Source organism: Pseudomonas sp. Z003-0.4C(8344-21) (assembly GCF_900104975.1).
GTDB lineage: Bacteria > Pseudomonadota > Gammaproteobacteria > Pseudomonadales > Pseudomonadaceae > Aquipseudomonas > Aquipseudomonas granadensis.
In genome coordinates this window covers 2,056,393-2,069,328 of the sequence record NZ_LT629756.1, presented here as the reverse complement: position 1 = coordinate 2,069,328, position 12,936 = coordinate 2,056,393, and the positions used below count along the sequence as shown (strand labels likewise).

10 protein-coding genes are annotated in these 12,936 nt (G+C 60.9%); 5 read left to right on the top strand and 5 right to left on the bottom strand.

Annotation, left to right across the window (positions count from 1 at the left end; all coding sequences use genetic code 11):
• Positions 1-9 precede the first annotated feature (9 nt).
• The 5 genes from hisC to mtnA form a co-directional block, all read right to left on the bottom strand.
• On the bottom strand, positions 10-1,122 hold the full coding sequence (gene hisC / locus BLU24_RS09555) for a histidinol-phosphate transaminase (RefSeq protein WP_093099531.1): 1,113 nt from the start codon (positions 1,120-1,122) through the stop codon (positions 10-12).
• A 12-nt stretch (positions 1,123-1,134) separates the two neighbouring features.
• Entirely contained in the window at positions 1,135-2,229 is a 1,095-nt protein-coding gene (pheA, locus tag BLU24_RS09550; RefSeq protein ID WP_093099529.1) for a prephenate dehydratase, read from the bottom strand.
• Complete coding sequence (gene serC / locus BLU24_RS09545; protein WP_093099526.1) at positions 2,229-3,314, bottom strand: 3-phosphoserine/phosphohydroxythreonine transaminase; 1,086 nt, start codon at positions 3,312-3,314, stop codon at positions 2,229-2,231. Before serC ends, pheA begins: the two co-directional genes overlap by 1 nt.
• Before the next feature lie 251 nt (positions 3,315-3,565).
• The gene (gene gyrA, locus BLU24_RS09540) at positions 3,566-6,340 is read right to left on the bottom strand and encodes a DNA gyrase subunit A (RefSeq protein ID WP_093099523.1); all 2,775 of its coding nucleotides are present in this window, start codon (positions 6,338-6,340) and stop codon (positions 3,566-3,568) included.
• Between the two features lie 425 nt (positions 6,341-6,765).
• Positions 6,766-7,842 carry an S-methyl-5-thioribose-1-phosphate isomerase gene (gene mtnA / locus BLU24_RS09535; RefSeq protein WP_093099519.1) on the bottom strand — a complete coding sequence of 359 codons (1,077 nt, stop codon included), beginning with the start codon at positions 7,840-7,842 and terminating at the stop codon, positions 6,766-6,768.
• Between the two features lie 108 nt (positions 7,843-7,950).
• On the opposite strand from mtnA, the gene BLU24_RS09530 reads away from it, so the two are divergent.
• From BLU24_RS09530 to BLU24_RS09510, 5 genes are all read left to right on the top strand, one after another.
• The gene (locus tag BLU24_RS09530; RefSeq protein ID WP_093099516.1) at positions 7,951-9,285 is read left to right on the top strand and encodes a TRZ/ATZ family hydrolase; all 1,335 of its coding nucleotides are present in this window, start codon (positions 7,951-7,953) and stop codon (positions 9,283-9,285) included.
• A gap of 58 nt (positions 9,286-9,343) precedes the next feature.
• Positions 9,344-10,042, top strand: coding sequence for a bifunctional 2-polyprenyl-6-hydroxyphenol methylase/3-demethylubiquinol 3-O-methyltransferase UbiG (gene ubiG, locus BLU24_RS09525; protein WP_090285070.1), 699 nt, complete (start codon positions 9,344-9,346; stop codon positions 10,040-10,042).
• Between the two features lie 2 nt (positions 10,043-10,044).
• Complete coding sequence (gene mupP, locus BLU24_RS09520) at positions 10,045-10,716, top strand: N-acetylmuramic acid 6-phosphate phosphatase MupP (RefSeq protein WP_093099513.1); 672 nt, start codon at positions 10,045-10,047, stop codon at positions 10,714-10,716.
• Positions 10,717-10,788: 72 nt separating this feature from the next.
• Positions 10,789-11,529: a YciK family oxidoreductase gene (locus BLU24_RS09515; protein WP_090285074.1), complete on the top strand. Its 741-nt coding sequence runs from the start codon at positions 10,789-10,791 to the stop codon at positions 11,527-11,529.
• 362 nt (positions 11,530-11,891) lie between these two features.
• Complete coding sequence (locus tag BLU24_RS09510; RefSeq protein WP_090285076.1) at positions 11,892-12,818, top strand: GGDEF domain-containing protein; 927 nt, start codon at positions 11,892-11,894, stop codon at positions 12,816-12,818.
• The last annotated feature ends 118 nt before the right edge of the window (positions 12,819-12,936 follow it).

The window sequence follows — 12,936 nt, the reverse complement described above, 5'->3', positions numbered from 1 at the left end:
GCGGTGACATCAACCACGAGCCAGAACCTTGCGCAGCGCTTCGAGGAAGCGGCTGTTTTCTGCCGGCAGACCGATGGTCACCCGCAGGTGGTTCGGCATGCCGTAGTTGGCCACCGGACGCACGATCACGCCTTCGCGCAGCAAGCCCTGAAACACCGGGGCCGCAACCTGAGCGAGATCGACGCAGATGAAGTTGCCTTTGGATTCGATCCAGCCCAGCCCCAGCTCACGCAAACCGGCTTGCAACTGCTGCATGCCTGCCTCGTTGAGCTGACGGCTTTGCGCCAGATATTCCTCATCCTTCAACGCGGCACAGGCGGCCGCCAGGGCGAGGCTGTTGACGTTGAACGGCTGGCGCACACGATTCAGCACGTCAGCCACCACCGGGGTGGACAGTGCGTAGCCGACGCGCAGCGCCGCCAGACCGTAGGCCTTGGAGAACGTGCGCGACACCAGCAGATTCGGATAGGCCGCCAGGAAATCGAGGCCGTCCGGCAGATCGCTGCCTTCGGCATATTCGATGTAAGCCTCGTCGAGCACCACCAGCACATGTTCCGGCACGTCCTGCAGAAACTCGTCCAGCGCCTCGGCACCGAACCAGGTACCGGTCGGGTTGTTCGGATTGGCGATGAACACCACGCGGGTATTGGCGTCGATGGCCGCGAGCATGGCGGGCAGGTCATGCCCCCAATCCTTCGCGGGTACTACTTTGGCTTGCGCACCGACGGCTTGGGTAGCAATCGGATATACAGCGAAAGCGTGCGCGCTGAACACGGCATTCAGGCCCGGCGCCAGATAGGCGCGGGCAACCAGCTCGAGAATGTCGTTGGAGCCGTTGCCCAGGGTGACCTGATTCAGCTCGACGCGGCATTGCTCGGCCAGCATAGATTTCAGCGCGAAACCGTTGCCGTCCGGGTAACGGGTCAGTTCTGTCAGCTCTTCGCGAATTGCCGCCAAAGCTTTCGGGCTGGCGCCCAGCGGGTTTTCGTTGCTCGCCAGTTTGACGATTTTTGCCGGATCCAGATCCAGCTCGCGCGCCAGTTCGTCCACAGGCTTGCCCGGAACGTACGGCGAAAGTTGTTGCACGCCCGGCTGTGCCAGAGCGAGGAAGTTGCCACTCATTTGCTACCGCCCTTAGAGAACTGCTTTCGGGTAGGAACCCAGCACTTTGAGTGCTACCGCTTCCTGACTGATCTTTTCCAGCACACCCTTGATCAACGGATCGCGGTGATGGCCGACGAAGTCGATGAAGAACACGTACGTCCATTTGCCGCTGCGCGACGGACGGGTTTCGATGCGGGTCAGGTCGATCCCGTTGTCATGGAACGGCACCAGCAGCTCGTGCAGCGCGCCGGGCTTGTTGCTCATGGACACAATGATCGACGTCTTGTCGTCGCCGGTCGGCGGCACTTCCTGGTTACCGATCATCAGGAAGCGCGTGGAGTTGTCCGGGCGATCCTCGATCTTCTCGGCCAGACGCGTCAGGCCATACAGGCCCGCCGCCATGTCACCGGCAATCGCCGCCGAATTCCATTCGCCCTTGACCCGCTTGGCCGCTTCGGCGTTGCTCGCCACCGCGACGCGCTCGACATTCGGGTAATGCGCGTCCAGCCACTTGCGGCACTGCGCCAGTGATTGCGCGTGGGAATAGATACGGCTGATGCTATCGGTCTTGGTGTTCTCGCCGACCAACAGATGATGGTGAATGCGCAGCTCGACTTCGCCGCAGATCACCATGTCGTGCTCGAGGAAACTGTCGAGGGTGTGGTTGACCGCACCTTCGGTAGAGTTTTCCACCGGGACCACGCCAAAATTCACCGCACCGGCCGCCACTTCGCGGAACACTTCATCGATTGCCGCCATCGGTTTGCTGATCACCGCGTGGCCGAAATGCTTCATCGCCGCCGCTTGGGTGAAGGTGCCTTCAGGGCCGAGGTACGCCACTTTAAGTGGCTGCTCCAGCGCCAGGCACGACGACATGATTTCGCGGAACAGCCGTGCCATCTCTTCGTTGCCCAGCGGCCCCTGATTGCGTTCCATCACCCGCTTGAGCACCTGAGCCTCACGCTCGGGACGATAGAACACCGGCACTTCGCCTTCGGCCAGCGAGGCCATCTTCACGCGCGCAACTTCCTGGGCGCAACGCGCACGCTCACTGATCAGCTCGAGGACTTTGGTGTCCAGAGCGTCGATGCGAACGCGCAGTGCCTTGAGTTCTTGCTCGGACATCAGCCGTGTTCCTTCTCGAATTCAGCCATGTAGGCCACCAGCGCGTTGACCGCGTTGAGGTCGACGGCGTTGTAGATGGAGGCGCGCATGCCGCCCACCGAGCGGTGACCCTTGAGGTTGAGCAGACCGCGCTCGTCGGCGCCGGCGAGGAACGGCTTGTCCAGACGATCATCGGCCAGACGGAACGGCACGTTCATCCACGAGCGATCCGACTTGTTGATCGGGTTGCTGTAGAGGCCGCTGGCGTCGATGAAATCGTACAAGGTGCGCTGCTTGACGTCGTTCAGTCTGGCGATCGCTTCGACGCCGCCCTGCTCTTTCAGCCACTGGAACACCAGACCGGAGAGGTACCAGGCCAGGGTCGGCGGAGTGTTGTACATCGAGCCGTTATCGGCCGCGACCTTGTAGTTGAGCATGGTCGGGCACAGCGCGCGGGCCTTGCCAAGCAAGTCTTCGCGGATGATGTTGACGACGATGCCGCTCGGGCCGATGTTCTTCTGCGCGCCGGCGTAGATCATGCCGAAACGCGAGATGTCGACCGGACGCGAGAGGATGTCCGAAGACATGTCGGCCACCAGCGGCACGTCGCCGGTTTCCGGGATCCACTGGAATTCCAGACCGCCGATGGTTTCGTTCGGCGCGTAGTGAACGTAAGCGGCGTCTTTCGACAGGTTCCACTCGTTCTGGCCGGGAATGGCGAAATAGTCGTAAGGCTTGGCGGTCGCGGCGACGTTGACATGACCGTAGCGCGAAGCTTCTTCGATGGCTTTCTGCGACCAGATACCGGTGTCGATGTAGTCGGCCGAGCCGCCTTCAGGCAGCAGATTCAACGGAATCTGCGCGAACTGCTGGCTGGCGCCGCCCTGCAGGAACAGCACTTTGTAGTTCGACGGGATATTCAGCAGGTCACGCAGATCCTGCTCGGCCTGGGTCGCGATGGACACGAACTCATCGCTGCGATGGCTCATTTCCATGACCGACAGACCCTTGCCATGCCAATCAAGGAGTTCACCCTGGGCGCGCTGCAGAACAGCTTCAGGCAACGCCGCAGGACCGGCGCAGAAGTTATAGGCTCGCTTGCTCACATCCAATCTCGCTCTGATTTGATATCACGCATTAAATCGTATCGATCGTCGACACTGGAATGGCGATGAAACGCTTTCCAGTGCAGGAGTGAGCCTGCTCGCGATAGCGGTGCGTCAGTCAACTAATGCTTATCTGACACACCGCTATCGCGAGCAGGCTCACTCCTACAGGGGATCTCCTTGCCTGACGATATTTCATACCGGACAAATAACAAGGGGGCGAATTTTCATCCGCCCCCTCGTTTGTCCGCTTATTCTTGCGGCTCTTCGTCAGCTGCGGCGTCGAGTTGCTGGTCATCTGCGGCCTCGTCGATACCGACGGTGCCCTCGAATTCCTCGCCCTCTTCACCTTCAAGCTCTTCACCTTCGATTTCCGAAGGCTCCTGAACCCGCTCAAGGCCGACCAGGGTTTCATCCTTGGCCAGTTTGATCAGCGTTACACCTTGAGTGTTACGACCCAGGCTCGACACTTCGTCGACACGGGTGCGCACCAGGGTGCCCTGATCGGAGATCAGCATGATTTCTTCACCGTCCTGCACCTGCACCGCGCCGACCAGTCGGCCGTTACGCTCGTTGCTGACCATGGCGATAACGCCCTGACCGCCACGCTTGTACTCAGGGAACTCGGTGATCGCCGTGCGCTTGCCGTAACCGCGCTCGGAAGCGGTGAGGATTTCGCTGCCTTCTTCCGGAATCAGCATGGAGATCAGCTTCTGCCCTTCCGGCAGACGCATGCCACGCACACCGCGGGCGGTACGGCCCATGGCGCGAACTTCGGACTCCTTGAAGCGAGTCACTTTGCCGCCGTCGGAGAACAGCATGATTTCCTGCTCGCCATCGGTGATGGCAGCGGAGATCAGGATGTCGCCTTCGTCTAGTTCCAGCGCGATCAGACCGACGCTGCGCTGACGGCTGAAGGCCACCAGCGGGGTCTTCTTCACGGTACCGTTGGCGGTCGACATGAAGATGAACGGGGCTTTCTTGCGGTCGGCAGCCTTGATGCGAGCACGACGCTCTTCGTCGGTCTCGTTGCTGTTTTCGATGTCTTCTACATCAGCCTCGACGCCTTCGGCTTCTTCTTCATCAGCCTGACGCTTCATGGCTTCGAGATCGACCGGCAGCATGGTGGTGATGTATTCGCCTTCGCTCAATGGCAGAAGGTTGACCAGCGGACGACCACGGGCAGCGCGGGACGCTTCCGGAATCTCGTAGGTCTTGAGCCAGTAAACCTTGCCTTTGCTGGAGAACAGCAGCAGCGTGGTGTGGCTGTTGGCAACCAGCAGGTGAGCGATGTAATCCTCATCCTTGACGCCGGTCGCCGATTTGCCTTTACCGCCACGACGCTGAGCCTGGTACGCAGCCAGTGGCTGGGTCTTGGCGTAGCCACCGTGGGAGATGGTCACGACGCGCTCTTCTTCCGGGATCATGTCACCCAGGGTCAGGTCGAGACGGGCATCGAGAATTTCGGTGCGACGCTGATCGCCGTATTCGGCGCGGATCACTTCCAGCTCTTCGCGGATCACTTCCATCAGGCGCACAGCGCTGTTGAGGATGCGGATCAGCTCGCCGATCTGGTTGAGGATCTCTTGATACTCGGCCAGCAGTTTTTCGTGTTCCAGACCGGTCAGACGGTGCAGACGCAGTTCCAGAATGGCTTGCGCCTGTTCTGGCGACAGGAAGTACTTGCCTTCGCGCAGACCGTATTGCGGATCGAGGTTTTCCGGACGGCACGAATCGGCGCCGGCACGCTCAACCATCGCCACCACTGCCGAGGATTCCCACGGTGTGCTGACCAGCGCTTCCTTGGCTTCCGACGGCGTCGGCGAAGCCTTGATCAGCGCGATGACCGGGTCGATGTTCGACAGGGCAACGGCCTGGCCTTCGAGAATGTGACCACGCTCACGCGCCTTGCGCAGCTCGAACACGGTACGGCGGGTAACCACTTCGCGACGGTGACGGACGAAGGCTTCCAGCAGATCCTTGAGGTTCAGGATGCGTGGACGGCCGTCGATCAGCGCAACGATGTTGATGCCGAATACCGATTGCAGCTGGGTTTGGGCGTAGAGGTTATTGAGGATCACCTCAGGTACTTCGCCGCGACGCAGTTCGATCACGACGCGCATACCGTCCTTGTCGGACTCGTCGCGCAGTTCGGTGATGCCTTCGAGCTTCTTCTCTTTGACCAGCTCGGCGATCTTCTCGATCAGACGCGCCTTGTTCAGCTGGTAAGGGAGTTCGGTGATGACGATCTGCTGACGGCCACCGACCTTGTCGATGTCTTCGATGATCGAACGGGCGCGCATGTAAATGCGGCCGCGACCGGTACGGTAGGCTTCGATGATGCCGGCACGACCGTTGATGATCGCCGCGGTCGGGAAGTCCGGACCGGGAATGTATTGCATCAGCTCGTCGACGGTCAGCTCGGGATTGTCGATGAGCGCCAGGCAACCGTCGATGACTTCACCGAGGTTGTGCGGCGGGATGTTGGTCGCCATGCCCACGGCGATACCGCTCGAACCGTTGACCAGCAGGTTCGGTACGCGGGTCGGCATGACCGCCGGGATCAGTTCGGTGCCGTCGTAGTTCGGCACCCAGTCCACGGTTTCCTTGTGCAGGTCGGCCAGCAGCTCGTGCGCCAGCTTGGTCATGCGCACTTCGGTGTATCGCATGGCCGCGGCATTGTCGCCGTCGACCGAACCGAAGTTGCCCTGGCCGTCGACCAGCAGGTAACGCAGGGAGAACGGCTGGGCCATACGAACGATGGTGTCATACACGGCAGTGTCACCGTGCGGGTGATACTTACCGATCACGTCGCCGACGACACGGGCAGATTTCTTGTACGGCTTGTTGAAGTCGTTGCCCAGCTCGCTCATCGCGAACAGCACGCGACGGTGCACGGGCTTGAGGCCATCGCGCGCGTCCGGCAGTGCTCGGCCGACGATTACGCTCATTGCGTAGTCGAGGTAGGACTGTTTCAGCTCGTCTTCGATATTGACCGGGAGGATTTCTTTGGCCAGTTCGCCCATGAGAAGCCTGATTCCTTTTTCTGGTGAAACTTCGTCATATCCATGTGGGAGCAACGAAGCTCGTCGGGGCAGGCCGGGTGCCATGCGCCGACTTACGACAAATCAACATTCGGATCGCGGATTTGCGCAGTAAAGACAGCTCCGTGGAGCTGCCTCGGAAAACGCCGGATGTTATCACAAGAGCCGCCACGCACCTATCCCCCAGACGCGCATGGAGCATAGTTAGTTGACCGGTGACAGGCTTGAGGGGGACGAGAGAGGCTCAGAGCTTCTTTGAATGTGAAATCTGGGGCAGATTTACAGTTGTTTATTGACATTCAGGCCCTCATCGCTGGCAAGCCAGCTCCCACAGGTTCAGTGCCAGGCACAAAACCTGTGGGAGCCAGCCTGCTGGCGATTGGCAGCTGAGCAGCCGCCATCGCCTGTCAATGCAGGCGCTTGCGGCACATCAACTGGGCCATCTTGGCGGTGTCCGGGCGTTCAACGATGCCTTTTTCGGTGACGATCGCGTCGATCAGGTCCGCCGGGGTGACGTCAAACACCGGGTTGAACGCCTCAACATCCGCACCGACGCGCTTGCCGCCGACTTCGAGCAATTCGGCGCCGGCGCGCTCTTCGATCGGGATGTCGTCACCGCTGGCCAGGTTCATGTCGATGGTCGAGCTCGGCGCCACGACCATGAAGCGCACGCCGTGGTGCATGGCGTTGACCGCCAGTTGATAGGTGCCGATCTTGTTCGCCACATCGCCATTGGCGGTGATGCGGTCGGCGCCAACGATGACCCAGGTCACGCCTTTGGTTTTCATGATGTGCGCGGCGGCGGAGTCAGCGTTGAGGGTCACCGGAATACCTTCGTTGGCCAGTTCCCATGCGGTCAGGCGCGAGCCTTGCAGCCATGGACGGGTTTCGTCGGCGTAAACGCGTTCGACCATGCCTTCAATATAAGCCGCGCGAATCACCCCCAGCGCCGTGCCGAAACCGCCGGTTGCCAGGGCGCCGGTGTTGCAATGGGTGAGAATTGCTTGAGCATTGCCCTGATGTTTGCGGATCAGGTCGACGCCCAACTGCGCCATGGTCAGATTGGCTTCGCGATCGCTCTCGTGAATGGCGATGGCTTCGGCCTCCAGCGCCACCAGTGGATTGGCGTTGCCTTTGAGGCGGTCGAGGCGATCGTGCATGCGCCCCAGCGCCCAGAACAGATTGACTGCGGTCGGACGGGAATCGGCCAACAGCGCAAAGTCTTCCTCCAGCGCCGCGTACCAGTCACCACCCTCGGCGATCCGCGCGCGGGCGGCGAGCACGATGCCATAAGCCGCACTGATGCCGATGGCCGGTGCGCCACGCACGACCATCGAGCGGATCGCCTCGGCCACGCCAGCGGCGCTGCTGTAGGCGATCCAGGTTTCCTCGAACGGCAAAATACGCTGATCCAGCAGGTGCAGCGCGCCGTCTCGCCAATCGATGGCCTTCACTTTCTCCGCAGCCAACAGTCGATCGCGCATCCCACACCCCGCACTCATGAACAAAAGCCGCCGATTATAGCGATCCCCCCGCGAAGACGCTCGGGTATACTTCGCCATCCTTTACAAAAGCACTGGAACCGACTCCCGATGCCCAAACCTGCCATTGCGCTCGACCTTTTATTGCTGCCGACCTGGCTGGTCCCCGTCGAACCCGCTGGCGTCGTGCTCAAGGAGCACGGCCTGGGCATCCGTGACGGTTGCATCGTGTTTATCGGCCCGCGCGCCGAAGCGCTGAAGTGTAACGCCACTGAAATCCGTGAATTGCCGGATGTGCTGCTCGCCCCTGGCCTGATCAATGCTCACGGTCACGCTGCGATGACGTTGTTCCGCGGCCTGGCGGACGACCTGCCGCTGATGACCTGGCTGGAAAATCACATCTGGCCGGCCGAGGCCAAATGGGTCGATGAAGATTTCGTCCGTGACGGCACCGATCTGGCCATTGCCGAGCAGATCAAGGGCGGCATCAGCTGTTTTTCCGACATGTATTTCTACCCCAAGGTCGCCAGCGAGCGCGTGCACAACAGCGGTATTCGCGCGCAGATCGCCATTCCGATCCTCGATTTCCCGATCCCGGGCGCCAGCAGCGCCGATGAAGCCATCCGTCAGGGCGTCGAGCTGTTCGGCGATCTGAAGCATCACGACCGCATCAAGATCACTTTCGGCCCTCACGCACCGTACACCGTCGGGGACGACAATCTGGAAAAAATCCGCGTGATTGCCGAGGAGCTGGACGCGGCGATCCACATGCACGTTCATGAAACCGCCTTCGAGGTCCAGCAGGCCGTCGAGCAGACCGGCGAGCGGCCACTGGCGCGTCTGGGCCGCCTCGGCCTGCTCGGGCCGCGCTTCCAGGCTGTGCACATGACCCAGATCAGCGATGACGACCTCGCGCTGCTGGTAGAAAGCAACACCAGCGTGATCCACTGCCCAGAGTCGAACCTCAAACTGGCCAGCGGTTTTTGCCCGGTCGAGCGTTTGTGGCAGGCTGGAGTGAATGTCGCGGTCGGCACCGATGGCGCCGCCAGCAACAACGATCTCGACCTGCTCGGTGAAACCCGCACCGCGGCCTTGCTGGCCAAAGCCGTTGCCGGTTCGGCCACCGCGCTGGACGCCCACCGTGCGCTGCGCATGGCGACGCTCAACGGAGCACGGGCACTGGGGATCGACGCGCAAGTCGGCTCGCTGGAAATAGGCAAAGCCGCAGACATCGTGGCTTTCGATCTGTCCGGTCTGGCGCAGCAGCCGGTGTATGACCCGGTTTCGCAGCTTATTTATGCCACCGGCCGCGATTGCGTGAAACACCTGTGGGTCGCCGGCAAGCCACTGCTCGACGACCGGCGCCTGACCCGCATGGACGAACAGCAACTGGGCGCGACCGCGCGCCATTGGGGCCAGCGCATCAGCGGCCACACCGAATCGTAAACACCGTGGAGCAGACTCCGCGGCTACAGCCTTTTTGAAGTTTTTCGAGGATTTGAACATGAGCAACGTCGACCACGCCGAAATCGCCAAATTCGAGGCCCTGGCCCATCGCTGGTGGGATCGTGAAAGCGAATTCAAACCGCTGCACGACATCAACCCGCTGCGCGTCAACTGGATCGACGAGCGGGTCAATCTGGCCGGCAAGAAAGTCCTCGACGTCGGTTGCGGCGGCGGCATCCTCAGTGAAGCCATGGCCCAGCGCGGCGCGACCGTGATGGGCATCGACATGGGCGAAGCGCCGCTGGCGGTCGCGCAACTGCATCAACTGGAGTCCGGCGTCAGCGTCGAATATCGGCAGATCACGGCCGAAGCGCTGGCCGAAGAAATGCCCGAGCAGTTCGACGTGGTCACCTGCCTGGAAATGCTTGAGCACGTTCCGGACCCATCGTCGGTAATCCGCGCCTGTTTCCGCATGGTCAAACCCGGCGGCCAGGTGTTCTTCTCGACCATCAACCGCAATCCGAAGGCGTACCTGTTCGCGATCATCGGCGCCGAATACATCATGAAGCTGCTGCCGCGCGGCACCCACGACTTCAAGAAATTCATTCGCCCCTCCGAACTGGGCGCGTGGAGCCGCATGGCTGGCCTGACCGTCAAGGACATCATCGGCCTGACGTACAACCCGCTGACCAAGCACTACAAGCTGTCCAACGATGTTGACGTCAACTACATGATCCAGACCCTGCGCGAGGAATAAGCATGGCTATCAGAGCGGTTCTCTTTGACATGGACGGTACCCTGCTCGACACGGCACCGGACTTCATCGCCATCTGCCAGGCCATGCGCGCCGATCGCGGCTTGCCGCCGATCAACGACAAGCACATCCGCGACGAGATTTCCGGTGGCGCCAAAGCCATGGTCGCGGTGACCTTTTCGATGGACCCGGAATCGCCGGGCTTCGAGGAGTTGCGTCAGGAATTTCTCGAGCGTTATCTGGTCGGCTGCGCAGTGCACAGCAAGCTGTTCGACGGCATGGCCGAACTGTTGGTCGACATCGAAAAAGCCAACCTGATCTGGGGCGTGGTCACCAACAAGCCGGTGCGTTTCGCCGAGCCGATCATGCAGCGACTGGGGCTGGCCGAGCGCTCGGCGCTGCTGATCTGCCCGGATCACGTGAAAAACAGCAAGCCCGATCCAGAGCCGCTAACCCTCGCATGCAGCATGCTTGATCTGGATCCGTCGACGGTACTGTTTATCGGCGATGATCTGCGCGACATCGAATCCGGCCGCGCCGCCGGGACCAGGACCTGCGCGGTGACCTACGGCTACATTCACCCGGACGATCACCCACGTCACTGGGGTGCGGACGTGGTAGTCGATCATCCGCTGGAGTTGCGCAAGGTGCTCGATAACGCGCTGTGCAGCTGCTGAACCTGACGCGAAGGGGCACAGGCTGGATTGCCGTGCAAAGCGCGTACGCTCTGACTCTTGAAGAGGTTGTTTATGTTTGATTACACCGCTCGTCCCGAATTGCTCAAGGATCGGGTCATTCTGGTCACCGGTGCCGGTCGCGGCATCGGTGCAGCGGCGGCGAAAACCTACGCCGCCCATGGCGCCACGGTGCTGCTGCTGGGCAAGACCGAAGCCAATCTGACCGAGGTCTACGACGCAATCGAAGCGGCGGGCCATCCGCAACCGGCGGTGATCCCGTTCAACCTCGAAACCGCCCTGCCCCATCAATACGATGAACTGGCAGCAATGATCGAAACCGAGTTCGGCCATCTCGACGGTCTGCTGCACAACGCCTCGATCATCGGCCCGCGCACGCCGATCGAACAGTTGTCCGGCGAGAATTTCATGCGCGTGATGCAGGTCAACGTCAACGCCATGTTCATGCTGACCAGCACCCTGCTGCCGCTGCTCAAGCTGTCGCAGGACGCCTCGGTGGTGTTCACCTCCAGCAGCGTGGGCCGAAAGGGTCGCGCCTATTGGGGCGCGTACGGCGTGTCGAAGTTCGCCACCGAAGGCCTGATGCAAACCCTGGCCGATGAAGTCGACGGCGTGGCGCCGGTGCGTTCCAACAGCATCAACCCGGGTGGCACCCGCACCAGCATGCGTGCGCAAGCCTATCCAGGAGAAAACCCGCTGAACAACCCGACCCCGGAAGAGATCATGCCGGTGTACCTGTACCTGATGGGCCCGGACAGTGCCGGGATCAACGGTCAGGCGTTCAACGCGCAGTAACTGCCACACGTCGCTTTTGTTGCCGCGGCAGATTGCTGTCGCGGCAGACCTTTGCCGCCTGTAACCGTCATAAATCAGCCAAATTCCCGGCAGCGACCCGCTCAGCCTTTATTCAACCTGTTGATTTTAATCGCTTTAAATTAAAGCGAACCGATTGGCATGACTTTCGCTCTAACGTTCCTCAAAGCATGCCGTGTGAAGGCAATGGGGCGAGACCGATTTCGATAGCTGACTTATCGTCATCCGGCAGACTAGACTTACGCCAGATGTCCTACGGGACTGACGGACCAGTATGACGCGCAGCCCATCGCCGCCCTCACCCAGCCTGTAAGACAGACTTACTGCTTAGGGGCTCACGCCATATGAAATCACCCACCCAGACCAATGCGATTGACTTCGACAGTGCCAAATTGCAGCGCCTGGGCTTTGGTCAACTGCCTCCCCTGCTGGAGCGTCCGGCCAGTCTGGCGCAACTGCGCCAGCAGATGAGCCTGCAACTGCAGACCAGCCTCGAACCGCAACGCATCCTCGGTCTGTTTTTCCGCGAAGTTCAGCGCCTGGTGCCGCTGGACGCCTTGGTTTATGCGCATCAGGGAAGCGATCTGCGCCTGGAGTTCGGTAGCCGTGGCCATCACTCGATCAGCTATAGCCTGAGTCATGAAGGCGAGCATCTGGGCGAAGTGGTGTTCCGCCGCAACCAGCGTTTCAGCGAGCTTGAACAAGGCCAACTGGAATCGTTGCTGTCGTCCTTGCTGTACCCGATGCGCAACGCCCTGCTCTATCGCGAAGCAACGCAGAGCGCGCTGCGCGATCCGCTGACCGGCGCCGGCAACCGCATCGCCATGGAGCAGACCCTGCAACGCGAAATCGACATGGCGCGGCGTCATCAACAACCGTTGTCACTGCTGATGATCGACATCGACCATTTCAAACGGGTCAATGACAGTCATGGTCATAGCGCCGGCGATAACGTGCTGAAAGCGATTGCTGCGACGCTGAAAGCGCAGTTGCGCAATGTCGACATGGTGTTTCGATATGGCGGGGAAGAGTTCCTGATCCTGCTGTCCAACACCAGCCGCGAGGCCGCAGCGATGGTCGGCGAACGGCTGCGTTACGCGACGCAGACCGCCGAGTATTACGCCGATGGCCAGTTGATCGAACTGACGGTCAGCCTTGGTTGTTCGACATTGCTGCCCGGCGAATCAGCCGACAGCCTGCTGCGACGGGCCGACAGCGCGCTGTACGTGGCCAAGCGTGAAGGTCGTAACCGCCTCGCGATGGCGGGCTGAGTTTCCCCAGCCACCACAAAACGATTGTAGGAGCGAGCCTGCTCGCGATGCGGTGAGTCAGCCAATGCAATCATTGAATGACACACCGCTATCGCGAGCAGGCTCGCTCAGTTTTACC

Bases quoted from the DNA above. Each gene is read 5' to 3' on its own strand.
- ubiG (WP_090285070.1), top strand. From the start codon at position 9,344: ATGAGCAACGTCGACCACGCCGAAATCGCCAAATTCGAGGCCCTGGCC.
- pheA (WP_093099529.1), bottom strand. From the start codon at position 2,229: ATGTCCGAGCAAGAACTCAAGGCACTGCGCGTTCGCATCGACGCTCTG.
- hisC (WP_093099531.1), bottom strand. From the start codon at position 1,122: ATGAGTGGCAACTTCCTCGCTCTGGCACAGCCGGGCGTGCAACAACTT.
- gyrA (WP_093099523.1), bottom strand. From the start codon at position 6,340: ATGGGCGAACTGGCCAAAGAAATCCTCCCGGTCAATATCGAAGACGAG.
- mtnA (WP_093099519.1), bottom strand. From the start codon at position 7,842: ATGCGCGATCGACTGTTGGCTGCGGAGAAAGTGAAGGCCATCGATTGG.
- BLU24_RS09515 (WP_090285074.1), top strand. From the start codon at position 10,789: ATGTTTGATTACACCGCTCGTCCCGAATTGCTCAAGGATCGGGTCATT.
- BLU24_RS09530 (WP_093099516.1), top strand. From the start codon at position 7,951: ATGCCCAAACCTGCCATTGCGCTCGACCTTTTATTGCTGCCGACCTGG.
- BLU24_RS09510 (WP_090285076.1), top strand. From the start codon at position 11,892: ATGAAATCACCCACCCAGACCAATGCGATTGACTTCGACAGTGCCAAA.
- mupP (WP_093099513.1), top strand. From the start codon at position 10,045: ATGGCTATCAGAGCGGTTCTCTTTGACATGGACGGTACCCTGCTCGAC.